We start from the raw sequence: 16,556 nt of genomic DNA, 5'->3' as shown, positions 1-16,556 counted from the left end.
GCGATGCCGCGCACGATACACCGCGGCACGGCACGGCCAAGCCCCTTGGCCCGAGGCGAATTCCCCGCGCTTCTACACTGGCCCTGCTGCGCAGTTGCTGCCAGGCGGCAGTGGCCCTTGCGCATGCCGGCACCTCTTCTGTTCACAGGGAAGCCCATGCGCCACTCCGGAACCTTCACCCCCACGCCAAGCACCACACCCTGGCCGGCGGCCGCACTGGGCGGGCTGCTGGTCCTGATCGGCCTCGCGCTGGCCGCTGGCGGCGCCATGCTGATCGCCAGGGCGGGCAGCGCCTACTACCTGGCCATGGGCCTGGCCCTGGTGGTTTCGGGCGCGCTGCTGACGCGCGGCAAGCGCTCGGCGCTGGTGGTCTACGGGCTGGCATTTTCCGCCACCGTGGGCTGGGCGTTGTGGGAAGCCGGGCTGGACTTCTGGGCCCTGCATGCGCGCCTCTTCACCTTCGCCGGCCTGCTGCTGCTCATGCTGCTGGTGCAGCCGGCGCTGCGGCGCCGCGCGGCGCTCGCGCCGCGCACCGGCATGTTCCTGGGCCTGTCGGCACTGCTGCTGGCCGGCCTGTTGGGTACGGTCTGGGGCATGTTCCAGCCGCATGGCATCCACCACACCACCATTGCCTCCGGCCAGGTGCCGGCCCCCGCCGAAAGCGCGGTCGCCAACTGGTCGCACTACGGCAACGGCCCGGGTGGGGACCGCTTCGGTGCGCTGGACCAGATCAACCGCCAGAACGTGGGTGATCTCACCGTGGCCTGGACCTACCGCACCGGCGACGTGCCGCAGTCGGACGGCAATGGCGCGGAGGACCAGCTCACGCCGCTGCAGATCGGCAACACCGTCTACCTCTGCACGCCGCACAACAACGTGATCGCACTGGACGGCGACACCGGCGCGGAGAAGTGGAAGCGCGTGATCGACGCCCATGCCAAGGTCTGGATGCGCTGCCGCGGCCTGGCCTATTTCGATGCCAACCAGCCGCTGCTGCAGCCAACCGACCCGGGCAGCAGCCCGGTGCCGCCAGCGATGGTCGCGGAAGGTGCGCCGTGCCAACGGCGCATCCTGATGAACACCATCACCGACGAGCTGATTGCGCTGGACGCCGACACCGGCAACTTCTGCCCGGACTTCGGCCGCAATGGCCGCGTGGACCTGCGCGAAGGCATGGGCGACGCGCCGGACCCGCTGTACGCGCTGACCTCGGCGCCGACGATGGCCGGCACCACCGTGGTCGTCGGCGGGCGGGTGGCGGACAACGTCGCGCTGGACATGCCGGGCGGCGTGGCGCGCGGCTACGACGTCATCACCGGCCAACTGCGCTGGGCCTTCGACCCCGGCAACCCGGACGACAAGCAGGCGCCCTCGCCCGGCAAGACCTACACCCGCTCGACGCCCAACGTCTGGGCGCCCATGTCCTACGACCCAGCGCTGAACACCGTGTTCATGCCCACCGGCAGCGCCGCCATCGACCTATGGGGCCCCAAGCGCACCGAGCGCGACCATCAATTCGGCGCCTCGATGCTGGCGGTGGACGCGACCACCGGCCAGCAGCGCTGGCTGTTCCAGACGGTGCACAACGACCTCTGGGATTTCGACGTGCCGATGCAGCCGACCTTCTTCGACTTCAAGAAGACCGAAGGCGGCACCGTGCCGGCACTGGTCTTCGGCACCAAGGCCGGCCAGCTCTACGTGCTGGAACGCGCCACCGGCAAGCCGCTGACCAATGTCATCGAGACCCCCGTGAAGCCGGCCGGCATTCCCGGCGAGCCCTATGCGCTGACGCAGCCGGTGTCGGTCGGCATGCCGCAGATCGGTGCGCAAACACTGACCGAAGCCGACATGTGGGGCGCCACGCCCTTCGACCAGCTGATGTGCCGCATCGCCTTCCGCGGCATGCGCTACGAAGGCCTCTACACCGCGCCCGACACCGACACCTCGCTCAGCTTCCCCGGCTCGCTGGGCGGCATGAACTGGGGCGGCCTGTCGATCGACCCGACCACCAACACCATCTACGCCAACGACATGCGCCTGGGCCTGTGGGTGCGCATGGTGCCGCAGCAGCCGGCCAGCGGCGGCGCTTCGGCGCCTGCAGGGGCCGAAGCGGTGAACGCCGGCATGGGCGCGGTGCCGCTCAAGGGCACGCCCTATTCGGTGGTCAAGGACCGCTTCTTCTCGCCCATCGGCATCCCGTGCCAGAAGCCGCCTTTCGGCTCGCTGACCGCCGTCAACCTGGACACCCGCCAGGTGGCCTGGGAAGTGCCGCTGGGCACCGTGCGCGACTCGGTGCTGCACGGCGTGCGGCTGGGCCTGCCGATGCCGGTGGGCATGCCGACCATCGGCGGCTCGCTGACAACCCAGGGCGGCCTGGTCTTCTTCGCCGCCACGCAGGACTTCTACCTGCGCGCCTTCGACAGCGGCAACGGCCAGGAGCTCTGGAAGGCGCGCCTGCCGGTCGGCAGCCAAGGCACGCCCATCACCTACCGCTCGCCGAAGACGGGCAGGCAATACGTGCTGATCTCGGCCGGCGGCGCACGCCAGTCACCGGAACGGGGCGACTACGTGGTGGCCTATTCGCTCTCGCACTGACCACGGCGCTCACTACACTGCCCGGATGTCCTCCGCCCCCGAACCACACGCCCCCGGCGTCGATCAGACCTGCCTCGCCCACCTGCTGGGCTACCAGTTGGCCCAGGCGGACATTCCGCTGAAGAAGATCTTCTTCAAGCGCATTGCAGAACCGTTCGGCCTGCGGCCGGTGGAGTTCACGACCCTGGTGCTGGTGAAATTCAATCCGGGCATCAACGGCAAGCAGCTCGCGCAGACGCTGGCCGTCACCGCCGCCAACATCACCTTGATGCTGGACAAGCTCAGCGAGAAAGGCCTGCTGGCGCGGGTGCGCAGCGAGACGGACCGCCGGGCGCAGAACGTGCACCTGACGGCAGCCGGCGAAGTGCTGGCAGCGAAGGCACACGAGGTGTCGTTGACGATGGAGCAGGACCTGCTGCGCCACCTCAGCGCCGGCGAGCGGGTGATGCTGCTGGAGCTGTTGCAGAAGCTGGCGAAGCACCGCAGGGTGTAGCCCGCTGCCATCGCCCTTGAAAAGGTTCGCACAAAATATCAAAAGCGTTTCGCCCCCTCTCGGTAGGCTTGCGGCCTTCTGCAACCCACCCGAGGAAACGACATGCGTGACGCCAGACAGACCACCTGGGAAACCTACACCAATGCCTGGCGCGAAGCCTCGGCCGATGCCAAGGCCGCAGCGCTGGCGCAAAGCGTGGCGCCGGCCTGCGTCTACCAGGACCCGCTGGTCACGGCCCGCGGTCACCGCGAACTGATCGACTACATGCTGGACTTCCACAGGCAAGTTCCCGGTGGCCATTTCGTCACCACCAGCTTCCTGGCGCACCACGATGCCAGCGTTGCCAAATGGCACATGGTCGATGGCGATGGCAAGGTACTGGGCGACGGCGTGAGCTTTGGCCAATACGACGGCCAGGGCGCGCTGGTGGCGATGACCGGGTTCTTCGAAGTGCCCGCCCAGTGAATGGCACGCGAAGAAACCCGCGATGAACTACCTCGCTCAGGTGCAGCGCGGCATCGACTACATCGAAACCCATCTGGACGGGGACGTGGATCCGGCCGATGTGGCGCGCCACGCCGGCCTCAGCCAGTGGCACTACCAGCGCATCTTCAAGGCACTGACCAACGAGACCCTGAAGACCTACATCCGCTCGCGCAGGTTTTCGCTGTCGCTGGAGAAGCTGGCGCGCACGCAGGAACGGGTGCTCGACATTGCGTTGGCATCGGGCTTCGAATCGCAGGAGAGCTTCACGCGGGCGTTCAAGAAGGCGTTCAGCGTCACGCCAGCGCACTACCGCCGGCATGCCGGCGCGCTGGCCTTCCTGCACAAGGTCCGGTTCGACGAGGACTACCTGCGGCACATCCATGCCAATGTGTCGCTGGAACCCGAGCTCATCGAACACGGCGAGATGCAGCTGGTCGGCCTGAGCACGAAGTTTCATGGCATGGACTCCGAGAAGAACAACGTGGCCAGCAAGCTGCCTGCCTTGTGGGCTGCGTTCCTGCCACTGCTGGCCGACGTGCCGAACCGGATCGTCGGCAGCTGCCACGGCGTGGTCCAGCAGACCTCGGCCCAGTCCGACGAGCTGGTGTACTGGGCCGCGGCACCGGTCACACACGTCGGGCCGCTGGGCAAGGGGCTGGCCAGCCTGCGCATTCCCGCGGCCCGCTACGCGCGCTTCACGCACCGCGGCCTGCCCGCAGGGCTGGACCAGACGGTCAACTACATCTATTCGAGCTGGCTGCTGCGGTCCGGCGAGCGGCACGCTGGCGGCTGCGACCTGGAGTTCTATGGCGCCGACTATGCGGCCGACTCGCACGCATCGACCATGCATTACGCGATTCCGCTCGCAGCGAACTAAGGCACCTCTTCAGCCGACCAGTTCGCGCAGCAGCGCCACATTGGCCACGCAGATCAGCGCCAGCAGCGCCCAGGCGGCCGCCTTCATGGTCCCGCGCAGCTGGAAGCGGCCCATCAGCTTCGCGTCGCCGTTCAGGCGCAGCAGCGGCCAGATCGCAAACGGCAGCTGCAGGCTCAGCACCACCTGGCTGCCGACCAGCATCGTGCCCACCCCCGCCTCGCCCAGCCACAGCACCCCGAAAAACGCCGGCACCAGCGCGAGCACGCGCGTCGCCAGGCGGCGCTGCCAACACGGAATCTTCAGCCGCAGGAAGCCTTCCATGATGACCTGGCCGGCGATGGTGCCGGTGAAGGTCGAGCTCTGGCCTGCCGCCAGCAGCGCCACGCCGAACAGCACTGACGCGATGGACGCGCCGACCAGCGGGTCCAGCAGGTGGTAGGCCTGCTGGATCTCGGTCACCTCGGTCTGGCCCTTGGCATGGAAGGCCGACGAAGCCAGCGTCAGGATCGCGCCGTTGACCAGCAGCGCGAGCGTCAGCGAGATCACCGTGTCCCAGGTGGACAGCTGGATGGCCTCGCGCTTGGCCTGCTCGGTGCCGGCGAAGTGCCGGGTCTGCACGATGGACGAATGCAGGTAGAGGTTGTGCGGCATCACCGTGGCGCCGAGGATGCCGACTGCCAGCATCAGCGCCCGCGGGTCGTGCAGCACCAGCTCGGTCGGGACCAGGCCTTGCGCCACCGCATGCCAATCCGGGCGGACCAGGACGATCTGCACCAGGAAGCACACGCCGATGGTCATCACCAGCCCCAGCACGATGGCCTCGACCTGCCGGAAGCCGCGGCCCTTCAGGCCCAGCACGAACAACGTGTCCAGCGCGGTGACGGCAATGCCGGCCAGCAAGGACATGCCGAACAGCAGGTGCAGTGCCAGCGCCGTGCCCAGCACCTCGGCCACGTCACACGCGACGATGGCCAACTCGGCCATCACCCACAGCGCCCGGTTCACCGCCGGCCGGTAGCGCGCCCGGCAGGCCTGCGCCAGGTCCAGCCCGGTGACCAGCCCGAGGCGCAGCGCGAGCGTCTGCAGCAGCATCGCCGCCACGCTGGACAGCACGACCACCCACAGCAGCGCCGGCCCGAAGCGCGAGCCCGCCTCGATGTCGGTCGCCCAGTTGCCCGGGTCCATGTAGCCGACCGACACCAGCAACCCCGGCCCCGCCACCTTCGCCAGCCGCTTCCACAGCGGCTGCGAGGAGGAAACATCAACCGAGCCGCGAACCTCGGACGGACAGAACGGCGCAGTGGCGGTGGTGGGCAGACCAAACATGCGGCCGATTCTCGGTGAGGCGGCCGGCAGTTGCACTGCTACCAAAGCATGCCCCGTGTCAGCGACCCAACGCCACCCTCACCAGTTCACCCAACCGGCTGCGCTGCTGCCCTTTCTCGTCGAAGTTCTCCGGCGCCAGCCATTGTTCGAAGGCCGGGCGGATCGCCGGCCATTCGTGGTCCAGCATCGAGAACCAGGCGGTGTCGCGGCTGCGGCCTTTCATGACGGCGGCCTGGCGGAAGATGCCTTCGAGCTGGAAGCCGTAGCGTTCGGCAGCACGGCGCGAAGGCGCGTTCAGCGCGTTGCATTTCCACTCGTAGCGCCGGTAGCCGAGTGCGTCGAACACGCGCTGCATCAACAGGAACTGCGCTTCGGTGCCCATGGGCGTGCGCTGCACCAGCGGCGAGTAGGTCACATGGCCAACCTCGATCACGCCGTTGGCGGGGTCGATGCGCATCAGCGCCAGCGTGCCGACGGCCTGGCCGGTGGCGTTGTCGATGATGGTGTGGTGCAAGGGGTCGGCCGAGGCTTCGGCCTTGGTGAGGTACTCGGTGAGCGCAGCCATCGAAGGGAACGGGCCGGCCGGCATGTAGGTCCAGTCGCGGCCGTCCGGCTGGGCGCTGTAGGCAGCGTAAAGCGCCTCGGCATGTTGGGCCACGCTGAGCGGCTCCAGGCGACACCAGTGGCCCACCAGAGGCGTGCGCGGCGGCAATGCACGCGGCTGCCAGCCTTCGAGCCTGGGGCCGACAGGCTGGCCGTATTCGTTGAGCTGAATGTCGTGGGGCATGGTGGTTCAGAGCAGGTGGCGGTATTGCACGAAGCCAGGCTTGCTGGCGATGCGGTCGTAGAGCTTCATCGCTTCGGTGTTGGTCTCGTGCGTGAGCCAGTGCACGCGCGAGCAGCCGGCTTCACGAGCACGCGCGTAGACCCACTCGATCAATGCGCGGCCGACCCCAGCACCACGCACTTCGGGGTCGACAAACAGGTCCTGCAGGTAGCAGTAGTCACCGACCGTCCAGCAGCTGCGGTGGCGGATGCAGTGCACGAGGCCGACGGCCTTGCCATCCAGCTCGGCCAGCGCCGCGAACATCGGCTCGGCCGGGTCCAGGAAACGCGCAAAGGTGGTCTGCGTGGTCGCCAGCGGAAGGTCGGTCTTGTAGAAGGCCTGGTAGCCGCGCCACAGCGGCAGCCAGGCGTCGAAGTCGGTCTGGGCCAGCGGCCGGACCTGCAGGGCGGTGGAAGACATGCTTTGAGAAAGACGTGCGGTGGGAGTCGGCACGATAGGCGCATCGTGGCATCATGAAAAGTACCACGCCATTAGCTTCTGATGGAACCACGACTGTCGATGATTCCGATGACCCTGGACGCCCCACTGCTCGCCGGCCCGTTGGCAACAGGCCCAGGCGCACCATCGCGCCAGACCCAGCTGACCCAGCGCCTGAAGCAAGCCATCCTGGCCGGCGAGCTGCCAGCCGGCGGCAAGCTGCCGTCCTCGCGCGGGCTGAGCGAATCGCTGGGCGTGGCCCGCAACACGGTGTTGATCGCCTATGAGCAGCTGGCCGCCGAAGGCTTTGTGGTGGCCGACACGCAAGGCACGCGGGTGGCGGCGCTGCAAGGCCGCCCGGTGGCCAGGCCGAAGCCTGTGCCCGCGGCGCAGGCGCCCACGCAGACCGCGCAGCGCCTGTCCAGGCTGCAACCCACGCGCGGTGGGGCGCCCGGCCCGCTGCCGCTGGCGCCCGGCATTCCGGCGCTGGCCCAGTTCCCGCTCGCAGCCTGGCGGCGCGCCCACGAGCAGGTGCTGAAGGCAGCGCTGCCGGCCACGCTGGCCTATGGCGACCCTCTCGGCGAGCCGGTGCTGCGCGAGGCGCTGGCCCGGCACCTGCGCGCCTCGCGCGGCGTGCGCTGCGAGCCGGCGCAGGTCATCGTCACCGAAGGCGCGCAGGAGGCGCTCGCGCTGTGCGTGCGCCTGCTCACCAACCCCGGCGACACGGTGTGGCTGGAAGACCCCGGCTACCGCGGCGCGCGGGCCGCCTTCAATGCCGGCGACCTGAAGCTGGTGCCGATGCGGGTGGACGCGCAAGGCCTGCAGGTGCCGACGCAAGCCTGGCGCGAGGCGCCACCGCGCCTGATCCAGGCCACGCCGGCCCACCAATACCCCACCGGCGCGGTGCTTTCGGTGGCGCGCCGGCTGGACCTGCTGCAGCGCGCAGCCGAGGCCGGCGCCTGGATCGTCGAGGACGACTACGACAGCGAATTCCGCCACCAGGGCGAGCCCATCGCGGCGATGCAAGGCTTGCGGCCCGACGCGCCGGTGCTCTACATCGGCACCTTCAGCAAGACCATGTTCCCCGCGCTGCGCCTGGGCTTCCTGGTGCTGCCGGCTGCGCTGCAGGACGCGGCCGCCAGCCCCATGGCCGAGCTGCTGCGCGGCGGCCACCGGCTGGAGCAACTGGCCATGGCCCGCTTCATCGAAACCGGCCAGTTCGCCCGCCACCTCGGCCGCATGCGCCGCCTCTACCGCGAGCGCCAGCAGGCGCTGCGCGAAGCGCTGGCCACGCAGCTCGGCGTGGCCCACGAAGTGCTCGGCGGCCAGGGTGGGCTGCACCTCACGGTGCGCCTGGCTGCGGCCTTGCGCGACCAGGCCATCGTCGATGAAGCTCGCCGCCAGGGCCTGGGCGTGGCTGCGCTGTCCAGCTATGCAATGCAGCCGCGGCCCGAGGACAACGGCTTGGTGATCGGCTACGGCAACACCTCGGCGGAGCAGATGGGACCGATGGTGAAGCGGCTGGGACGGATTGCGAAGGCTCAGGCGGGCAAGGCGGCCGGCTGAGGCGACAGGCGCTGTGCCGTGCGCGCCAGGTGCTCACCGAAGCGCTGGGCAGAGCGCGCATCCGCCTCGCTGAGCACCGGCGCCTCGCCGGGGTTGGCCAGGTTGTGGCCCATCAGCCCGAGGAAGCTGCCGAGGTGGTTGGTGCCGTCGGGTTGGTACGGCAGTGCGTCCCAGCTCAGCCAGTGCATGCCGTGCTGCGCGGCCAGCACCGACAGGTAGCTCAATGTGGCCAGCTTGTCGCCGCTGGGGCTGCCGCTGGTGGTAAAGCCGGCCGCGAGCTTGCCGGTCCAGGCGCGGGCGAACCACAGGCCGGCGGTAGCGTCTGCAAAGGCCTTGAACTGGGCGGCCGGACCGCCCATGAAGGTGGGCACGCCGAAGACGATCAGATCGGCTTCGCTCAGCCTGGCCAGCACGGTGTCGTCCTGCCAGCGGCCTTCGTGGACCTGATGGCCGTGCAGGCGGATCAGCCGCAGCTCGGCCTGGCCGGACTGGCGCGCGCCGGCGGCGATCTGCTCGGCCAGCAGGTGGGTGCTGCCGCCTTGGGAGAAGTAGACGAGTGCGATGGTGGGCATGGGGTTGCTCGTTGGAAAGGAACGGGGGTTTCAGGCTTGGGGCGGCCAGGCACTCAGCTGGCCCAGCATGCCGAACCAGTCTTCGAGGTGCCAGGTGTGCGAGATCCGGCCGTCTCGCAGGTGGTGCACCTCGTGCATCACCACGTCGATGGGCTTGCCGGTCGGCGCAATGCCGAAGAACTCGCCGCGGTGGGTGCCGGTGATGCGGGCGCGCACCGCCGCACGGCCCTGGTGGCCGAACATCTCCTGCACCGTGATGCGCACGTCCGGGAAGGCCTGGGCGAACATCGCGATGACAGGGCCCAGCCCGGCCGGGCCTGGCGCCTGGCCGGGGCCCAGCGGGATGTCCTGCCAGTCGGGCGTGGTGGCCTCATGGACCAGCGCCGGGTCCTGCTCGTTGAAGGCGCGGTAAAGGGTTTCGATGGCGCGCTGCTCGGCGGCACTGAGGCCGTTGGGCTGCACTGCGGCGGCGGGAGAAAGGGGGATGTCGGAAGGCATGGCGCCACTGTAGAAACAGCGCCCACCCGCGTCCAATCGAATAATGGTATGCAGCAAAATCCACGGCATGGATCTTCATGCGGTGGACCTGAACCTGCTGGTGGCCTTCGACGCGCTGATGCGCGAGCGCAGCGTGACGCGCGCCGGCCTGCGCATCGGCCGCACCCAGCCGGCGATGAGCGCCGCGCTGGCCCGGCTGCGCCATCTGCTGAAGGACGAACTCTTCGTGCGCAGCGCCGCCGGCCTGCGGCCCACGCCCCGCGCCACCGAGCTGGCCGAGCCCATCACCGCGGCCCTCGCGCAGCTGCAGCAGACGCTGGCCTTCACGCAGCCCTTCGAGCCCGCCAGCAGCACGGCCACGTTCACGCTGGCCCTGTCGGACCACCCTGCCCTGGTCACGCTGCCGCGCCTGGTGCCGCTGCTGGCCAAGGCCGCCCCCGGTGTGACGCTGCGCGTGAAGGCTTTCACCGCTCGGGAAGACGCGGTGGCCATGCTGGACGCCGGCCAAGCCGACGCCGCGGTGGGCGTGCCCGGCTCGGCCACGCCCCGCATCCTCACCGCACCCATGTTCAGCGAGCCTTTTGTCTGCGTGCTGCGCCGCGGCCATGCGCAGGCCAAACGCCGGCTCACGCTGGAACGCTTCCTGGCCATGGACCACCTGCTGGTCTCGCCCGAGGGCGACGGCGTGGGCCTGGTGGATCTGAAACTGGCCGAGCAGGGCCTCCAACGCCGCGTGGCCCTGCGGCTGCCCCAGCTTTTTGCCGCAACGGCCGTCGTCACCCGCAGCGACCTGATGGCCACGCTGATGGTGGGCGCCGTGCAGGCCTCCGGCCTGGGCGACCAACTGGTGTTGTTACCACCGCCGCTGGCCGTGGACGAAGTGCCGTTCGTGCTGCACTGGCACCGCCGCAGCGACGCGCTGGCAAGCCAACGATGGTTCCGTGAGCAGGTGCTGGCGGTGGGGCGGGCGCTGGTGGCGGAACGCGCGCTTCAGGCGGCAGCGCCCAAGATCGCCAGATAGCGGCCCAGGGCTTCAGCGCAAGCCGCCCTGCACCGTTGCGGCACGCCGCAGCCTCAGTCCCCCGTCAGGGTCACGGCGGCCTCCCTCCACAGCGCCAAGCGCCGCGCGGCACCGCCGTCGATCATGGGATCAGGAGAACCTTCCCATGACCCAGTTTCAGAACCAAACCGTGCTCATCGTGGGCGGCAGTTCGGGCATCGGTGCCGCCACGGCGCTGGCCTTTGCCGCCGCGGGGGCCCGCGTCACGATCGCGGCGCGCAACGCGGAGCGGCTGGCAGCCGTCGCGTCCCGGGACAAGGGGCGCATCGACACCGCGTTGCTCGACATGACCGATGCCGCCGCTGTCGAGGCGTTCTTCGCGCAGCGGCCGGACTTTGACCATGTGGTGGTCTCGGCGGCGCAGACGGCCAGCGGCCCGGTGCGCAAGCTGCCGCTGGCCGATGCGCGCAGATCCATGGACAGCAAGTTCTGGGGTGCCTATGGCGTGGCGCGCGCGGCCCGCATCACCCCCGGCGGCTCGCTGACCTTCGTGTCCGGCTTCCTCAGCGTGCGGCCCAGCAAGACGGCCGTGCTGCAGGGCGCGATCAACGCGGCGCTGGAGACGCTGGCCAGCGGCCTCGCGCTGGAACTGGCGCCGGTGCGGGTCAACACCGTGTCGCCCGGCATGGTCAACACCCCCATCTGGGACCGGCTGCCGGACGACGCGCGCCAGGCCACGTTCGACGCCGCCGCCAAGCGCTTGCCCGCGGGCCGCGTGGGCGAGGCCGACGACATTGCACAGGCCATCCTCTTCCTGGCCGGCAACGGCTACGCGACCGGCAGCACCGTGCGGGTCGACGGCGGCGGTGCCATCGCCTGACCCGGCCTGCCCAGCCGCCACCCCAAAGGCTCAGGCCTTCAAGGGTTGATTGCACCGGGCGGCACGCACCACCACCCCTGGTGCTTCAATCCTTCCACCAGATGCCGCGCCCGCGGCCCCCTCTTCAAGGAATCAACTCGCCATGAACATCGTCCTGAGCGGCAAGACCGCCATCGTCACCGGCTCCACCCGCGGCATTGGTTATGCCATCGCGCTCGGCCTGGCGCGTGCCGGCGCCAGCGTCGTGATCACCGGCCGCAAGCAGGAGGACGTAGAACAGTCGCTGGTCAAGCTGCGCGCTGCTGTGCCGGGCGCCCAGGTGCGTGGCGTGGCGGCTGACCTGGGCAACGCCGCGGGCTTCGAGGTGTTGAAGGCCGCCGAACCGCATGCGGACATCCTGGTCAACAACGTGGGCGTGTTCAACCTGCAGCCCTTCGCCGAGATCCCCGACGAAGAGTGGACGCGCATGTTCGAGGTCAACGTGATGTCCGGCGTGCGCGCCAGCCGCATCTACCTGCCCGGCATGCAGCAGAACAACTGGGGCCGCATCGTGTTCATCTCGTCCGAGTCGGGCCTGAACATCCCCGCCGACATGATCCATTACGGCTTCAGCAAGACCGGCAACCTCGCCGTCTCACGCGGCCTGGCCAAGAGCCTGGCCGGCACCGGCATCACGGTGAACGCCGTGCTGCCCGGCCCCACGCTCTCCGAAGGCGTACAGCAATTGGTGGCGCCGGGCGGCGACCTGGCCACCGCCGAGCGCATCGCCAACGAGTTCGTCAAGGCCCACCGCAGCTCGTCCATCCTGCAGCGTGTCGCCACGCCCGAGGAAGTGGCGAACATGGTGGTCTATGTCTGCTCGCCGCAGGCTTCGGCGACCACGGGCGCGGCGTTGCGGGTGGATGGGGGCGTGGTCGACACGATTGCCTGACCGGCGCCGGCAGGCCCCACCGAACGCTCGCCTTCTGAGGCGAGCGCCGCGAAGCCTTCGGCAGGCGCAGCGTACCTCCCGGGCCGCTGCGCCCAGCTTCACTTAGCCCTGCTTGGCTTTGCGGGCTTCCATCAGTTCCTTCTTGCAATCGGGCGAGAGCTCCTTGCGGTGCTCCTTCATGCAGGCCTTGAGCGTGCCGTCGCCCGGCTTGATGCCGGGGCAGAGCTTGTCAACGTCGGCCTTGCAGGCCGCAGCCACGTCGGCGGTCGATGGCGCGGCGTCAGCAGCGTAGGCGGCGGCGGACGCCAGAAGGCCGGCGCAGGCCAGGGACAAGGCAGAGAACATGATCTTCACGGGCGGGATCTCCAGGTTGGGTGACACGGGATACGACGCGAAACGCGGCCAATTCTCCCACCCGACTCACACCCGCTGCGGCAGAAAGCTGCGAGGGTCAATACCTGCCGGAGCCTGCCAGTGTCAGGTCTTGCAAAACGGCGGCCCAAAGCCGATGAAAGACGTCCAGCGTCAAGACGTTGTCGCTTCGCAAGACCCCAGGCCACAGACCCCAAGCCCACACGGCATCGCTGAAACGCCCGCCACTCCCTTCTCCACCGACTGCCTCAGTAGCGCGCCGATCAGAGCCGGCACGAGCAGAGCCAACACGCCGCCGCGGGTGGCCGGGGCATGAGAGTGCGTAGACCTCGTTTACGATAGACGTACTTTGTTCCGAGCCTTGGCTGGCCGGCCGAGAAGATACCTAGCGGCAAAGCCGCGACCAAGGCAAGAGAGCGCAGACATGACTACACCGGCGCACCCAGGCCAGATCCTGGCCGGCAAGCTTGCTGCCATCGGAGTTCTGCCTACAGAACTTGCGCGCCAACTTCACGTCCCGGCGAACCGAATCACGCAAATCATCAAATGGCAGTGCGGAATCAAGGGTGATTCCGCTTTGCGCTTCGCGCATTGGTTCAGCAGTGCTCCCGAGTTCTGGATGGGTCGTCAGGCACAACATGAGCTGCACGAAGCCGTTCGAAGCTCCGGCAGAGAGACTCGGCTGCTTCCTCGGCAAACCACTCAGGCGGATGCGCAATGAAGTACGTCTACGAAGATCTAAGCGACGACCAATTCGAGCAACTCGTTGTACTGATCTGTCAGCGCTTGCTTGGCATGGGCGTGCAGAGTTTCGCCAAAGGCGTCGATGGCGGACGTGATGCGAAATTCATCGGTGTCGCTGAACTCATCCCGAGCAAGGCCGCGCCGTGGAACGGCACCATCATCGTCCAAGCCAAACACACCAATGGCTACAACCGAAGTTGCTCCGAATCTGATTTCTTCAGCACGAAGTCAGGGGACACTGTAATTGGCAAGGAAATTCCGCGTATCAAGAAGCTGCAAAGAGCCAATCAACTTGATCACTACATTTTGTTCGCAAATCGCAGCCTAACGGGAAATGCCGAGAGCGACATTCGCGCTCACATCGCCAAGGAATGCGGCATCCCAGAGCAGTCGATCATGCTTTGCGGCCTTGAGGCGCTTGAACTGTGGCTGAAATCGTTTCCTGAGATCCCGAATTTGGCAAGACTTGATCCACTTGACTCACCTCTTGTAGTGAGCCCCGACGAACTTGCCGAAGTCGTGGAAGCGCTCGCCCGCCATATGGACGGGGCTGTTACGACCATGGACGCGCCGCCATCTCCGCGCACGTCCTATGAGACCAAGAATGCGCTTAACAAGATGAGCCCTGAATATGCCAAAACTTTGCGCCGGCAGTACCTCAAAGACACGGCACAAGTAAAGGAATTTTTGGCAGCACCGGAGAATGACGAGCTCCTTCGCATGTATGAGTCCACGGTCGATGAATTTCAGCTGAAGATTATTGCAAAGCGCAAATCCTATCAAAGCTTCGACGACGTTATGAACTACCTCATGGACCTGCTCTTCGCACGGGATCCAATCCTCCGCAGAAACAAGAAACTGACGCGAGTGATGTTGTTCTACATGTACTGGAATTGCGACATCGGGGAGGGCGAAGATGCTGCGCCCAACTAAACATTCGCACCCCGACCGGACTGTCGTCAACGTGGCGCTACTCGTGCTGAATCGCCTTCGTAAGCGGCGGCTAGAAGGTTACAGCCCGCTGCGGGCGTACGTGAAGAAAGTTGTCGCTGGTGGTGACGTACTGTTCCTGCCCGCGCTCAATTTTTTATTCCTTCTGGGGCTAATCGAGTACCGCCCGAAAACTGATGCTGTCGAGTACGTGGGGCCCCAATGAAGTTGTCAAAGCTTTACAGCAACAAGCCCGAACTTTTTGGTCCGATCGACTTCCGGTCGGGCCTGAATGTTGTGTTGGCCGAGATTCGACTTCCTGACAACCGTGATAAGGACACGCACAACCTCGGCAAGACCACTCTCGGCCGATTAATTGACTACGGCTTCCTTGTCACGCGCGATCCGAAATTTTTCCTTTTCAAGAATGAGGCGTTATTCAGTCGCTTCGTGTTCTTCCTCGAAATCGAACTGGCTGATGCTTCCTACGTCACGGTACGGCGAGGGGTGGAAGAGGCGACAAAGATCAGCTTCAAAAAGCATGAGGCATCGCATCAAGATTTCGCCGACCTCGCGGAAGAAGACTGGGATCACTTTGGTCTGCCCTTCGAACGGGCACGGGAGATGCTGGACGGCCTTCTTGATTTGCGGGGTGTATCTCCATGGGATTTCCGGAAAGGCCTCGGATATCAACTGCGAGGACAAGACGACTTTCAGGACGTTTTCCAGCTTCGCCGTTTCGGGATAGGCGCACACAAGGACTGGAAGCCGTACGTCGCTCACATTCTCGGCTTTGATCATTCTCTTGTGCAGCAGCACTACGAGAAACAGGAAAAACTTGAGGAAGCGAAGTCCGTCGCCGATACGGTTAAAGCCGAACTTGGCGGAACTGTCGATGATGTAAGCAAGATTGAAGGCATTCTTCAACTAAAGTTGAAGGAAGCTGAAAAGAAGCAGAAACTCCTTGATGCTTTCGACTTCCGCCAGCAAGATAAGGAGCGAACCAAGCAGGTCGTCGAGGACATTGATGCTCGTATCGGCGCACTTAATACGCAGCGCTATTCCCTCAGTCAAAACAGAAGGAAGATTGCGGCCTCGCTGGAAGAGGACCAGATTCTCTTCAATCCTTCCGAAGCCCAGCGACTCTTTCAGGAAGTCGGCGTTCTGTTTGCCGGTCAAATCAAAAGGGATTTCGACCAGCTAATCGCGTTCAATCGCGCAATCACGGACGAGCGCCGAGGCTATCTGATTGAAGAATATGCCGAAGTCGAAGCCGAAATTAAGGGAATCACGACCGAATTGAACACGCTTGGTAAGCGCAGGTCAGATCTTTTGTCATTCCTCAGCGCTACCGATGTTTTTGCCAAGTACAAGCAGGTTACAGATGAGCTGGTAACCCTGCGCGCCGATATTGAGACACTGGAAAGACAGCGCGGCTTTCTCCGGAGGCTGCAAGATCTGAGGACCAACATCCGAAAGCTCTCCGAGGATCGGACTCATCTGCAATCGCAAATCGAGGCAAACGTCGAGGCGCAAAGCGGGGAAATCAATAGTTTATTCTCATCCATTCGCTTGTACTTCAGCGATATTATCGAAGAGGTCACCTCGCACAAGGCCTTGCTGAGTGTTTATGTCAACAAAGAGGGCCATCTCGAATTCAAGGCGGAAGTACTGGATGATGCTGGGAAAGCAACGAGCGCCGACCTTGGACATACCTATCGGAAACTACTGTGCATTGCTTTTGACCTAGCTGTGCTGCGTGCCCATCTCGATCAAAAATTCCCACGTTTCGTCTTCCACGACGGCGTCTTCGAATCCCTGGACGACCGGAAGAAGGCAAACCTTCTTGCAGTCATCCGTCAGTACGCAGATCTTGGGCTTCAGCCAATCATCACGCTGATCGACTCGGACGCACCACCGCCCTCCGAGGACGGAACGCCTGTCTTCTCGATCGAGGAAATCGTCGTGAGGTTGCACGACGAAGGGGACGAAGGGCGCCTTTTCCGCATGAAGGCTTGGTAG

The 16,556-nt window shown here is 66.0% G+C and carries 18 protein-coding genes; 12 read left to right on the top strand and 6 right to left on the bottom strand.

Translation table 11 applies throughout. The features are described from left to right. Positions 1-156: 156 nt before the first annotated feature. From LRH25_RS16105 to LRH25_RS16090, 4 genes are all read left to right on the top strand, one after another. Complete coding sequence (locus LRH25_RS16105) at positions 157-2,595, top strand: membrane-bound PQQ-dependent dehydrogenase, glucose/quinate/shikimate family (RefSeq protein WP_141287269.1); 2,439 nt, start codon at positions 157-159, stop codon at positions 2,593-2,595. A 25-nt stretch (positions 2,596-2,620) separates the two neighbouring features. Next, positions 2,621-3,088, top strand: coding sequence for a MarR family winged helix-turn-helix transcriptional regulator (locus LRH25_RS16100; protein ID WP_141287270.1), 468 nt, complete (start codon positions 2,621-2,623; stop codon positions 3,086-3,088). A gap of 102 nt (positions 3,089-3,190) precedes the next feature. After that, positions 3,191-3,553 (top strand): nuclear transport factor 2 family protein, encoded by a 363-nt coding sequence (locus LRH25_RS16095; RefSeq protein ID WP_141287271.1) that lies wholly within the window; start codon positions 3,191-3,193, stop codon positions 3,551-3,553. Between the two features lie 22 nt (positions 3,554-3,575). After that, complete coding sequence (locus LRH25_RS16090; protein WP_141287272.1) at positions 3,576-4,451, top strand: helix-turn-helix domain-containing protein; 876 nt, start codon at positions 3,576-3,578, stop codon at positions 4,449-4,451. 9 nt (positions 4,452-4,460) lie between these two features. Here LRH25_RS16090 and LRH25_RS16085 read toward each other — a convergent pair whose 3' ends face one another. The 3 genes from LRH25_RS16085 to LRH25_RS16075 are packed head-to-tail and all read right to left on the bottom strand — an operon-like array spanning position 4,461 to position 7,023. Then, the gene (locus LRH25_RS16085; RefSeq protein ID WP_141287273.1) at positions 4,461-5,777 is read right to left on the bottom strand and encodes an Nramp family divalent metal transporter; all 1,317 of its coding nucleotides are present in this window, start codon (positions 5,775-5,777) and stop codon (positions 4,461-4,463) included. 58 nt (positions 5,778-5,835) lie between these two features. Further along, positions 5,836-6,564: a GNAT family N-acetyltransferase gene (locus tag LRH25_RS16080; protein WP_141287274.1), complete on the bottom strand. Its 729-nt coding sequence runs from the start codon at positions 6,562-6,564 to the stop codon at positions 5,836-5,838. A gap of 6 nt (positions 6,565-6,570) precedes the next feature. Next, positions 6,571-7,023, bottom strand: coding sequence for a GNAT family N-acetyltransferase (locus tag LRH25_RS16075; protein ID WP_141287275.1), 453 nt, complete (start codon positions 7,021-7,023; stop codon positions 6,571-6,573). Positions 7,024-7,104: 81 nt separating this feature from the next. Here LRH25_RS16075 and pdxR point away from each other — a divergent pair, with 81 nt between their 5' ends. Further along, positions 7,105-8,607, top strand: a complete 1,503-nt coding sequence (pdxR, locus tag LRH25_RS16070; RefSeq protein ID WP_231011635.1) for a MocR-like pyridoxine biosynthesis transcription factor PdxR — start codon at positions 7,105-7,107, stop codon at positions 8,605-8,607. Here the strand turns inward: pdxR and LRH25_RS16065 are convergent. Both LRH25_RS16065 and LRH25_RS16060 read right to left on the bottom strand, forming a co-directional pair. Next, the gene (locus LRH25_RS16065) at positions 8,583-9,179 is read right to left on the bottom strand and encodes a flavodoxin family protein (RefSeq protein ID WP_141291887.1); all 597 of its coding nucleotides are present in this window, start codon (positions 9,177-9,179) and stop codon (positions 8,583-8,585) included. The two genes, pdxR and LRH25_RS16065, sit on opposite strands and share 25 nt — an antisense overlap. 30 nt (positions 9,180-9,209) lie before the next feature. Continuing rightward, on the bottom strand, positions 9,210-9,677 hold the full coding sequence (locus tag LRH25_RS16060) for an ester cyclase (protein ID WP_141291888.1): 468 nt from the start codon (positions 9,675-9,677) through the stop codon (positions 9,210-9,212). A gap of 67 nt (positions 9,678-9,744) precedes the next feature. Between LRH25_RS16060 and LRH25_RS16055 the strand changes: the two genes are divergently transcribed. The 3 genes from LRH25_RS16055 (at position 9,745) to LRH25_RS16045 (ending at position 12,488) form a co-directional block, all read left to right on the top strand. Next, complete coding sequence (locus tag LRH25_RS16055) at positions 9,745-10,698, top strand: LysR family transcriptional regulator (RefSeq protein ID WP_231011634.1); 954 nt, start codon at positions 9,745-9,747, stop codon at positions 10,696-10,698. Between the two features lie 145 nt (positions 10,699-10,843). Continuing rightward, positions 10,844-11,557: an SDR family oxidoreductase gene (locus LRH25_RS16050; RefSeq protein WP_231011633.1), complete on the top strand. Its 714-nt coding sequence runs from the start codon at positions 10,844-10,846 to the stop codon at positions 11,555-11,557. Positions 11,558-11,699: 142 nt separating this feature from the next. Further along, complete coding sequence (locus LRH25_RS16045) at positions 11,700-12,488, top strand: SDR family NAD(P)-dependent oxidoreductase (RefSeq protein ID WP_141288679.1); 789 nt, start codon at positions 11,700-11,702, stop codon at positions 12,486-12,488. A gap of 102 nt (positions 12,489-12,590) precedes the next feature. Here LRH25_RS16045 and LRH25_RS16040 read toward each other — a convergent pair whose 3' ends face one another. Then, positions 12,591-12,842 (bottom strand): cysteine rich repeat-containing protein, encoded by a 252-nt coding sequence (locus LRH25_RS16040; RefSeq protein ID WP_141288677.1) that lies wholly within the window; start codon positions 12,840-12,842, stop codon positions 12,591-12,593. A gap of 442 nt (positions 12,843-13,284) precedes the next feature. Between LRH25_RS16040 and LRH25_RS16035 the strand changes: the two genes are divergently transcribed. The 4 genes from LRH25_RS16035 to LRH25_RS16025 are packed head-to-tail and all read left to right on the top strand — an operon-like array spanning position 13,285 to position 16,556. Further along, on the top strand, positions 13,285-13,581 hold the full coding sequence (locus LRH25_RS16035; RefSeq protein ID WP_141288675.1) for a HigA family addiction module antitoxin: 297 nt from the start codon (positions 13,285-13,287) through the stop codon (positions 13,579-13,581). After that, positions 13,578-14,537: an ABC-three component system protein gene (locus tag LRH25_RS16030; RefSeq protein ID WP_141288673.1), complete on the top strand. Its 960-nt coding sequence runs from the start codon at positions 13,578-13,580 to the stop codon at positions 14,535-14,537. Before LRH25_RS16035 ends, LRH25_RS16030 begins: the two co-directional genes overlap by 4 nt. Further along, positions 14,521-14,760: an ABC-three component system middle component 8 gene (locus LRH25_RS33120; protein ID WP_141288671.1), complete on the top strand. Its 240-nt coding sequence runs from the start codon at positions 14,521-14,523 to the stop codon at positions 14,758-14,760. Before LRH25_RS16030 ends, LRH25_RS33120 begins: the two co-directional genes overlap by 17 nt. Then, positions 14,757-16,556 carry a DUF2326 domain-containing protein gene (locus LRH25_RS16025; protein ID WP_141288669.1) on the top strand — a complete coding sequence of 600 codons (1,800 nt, stop codon included), beginning with the start codon at positions 14,757-14,759 and terminating at the stop codon, positions 16,554-16,556. Before LRH25_RS33120 ends, LRH25_RS16025 begins: the two co-directional genes overlap by 4 nt.

This window comes from Ideonella azotifigens, from assembly GCF_021043325.1.
Classification (GTDB): domain Bacteria; phylum Pseudomonadota; class Gammaproteobacteria; order Burkholderiales; family Burkholderiaceae_C; genus Ideonella; species Ideonella azotifigens.
Note: the sequence above shows the minus strand (reverse complement) of the source record. Positions and strands in the feature narration are given on the sequence as shown.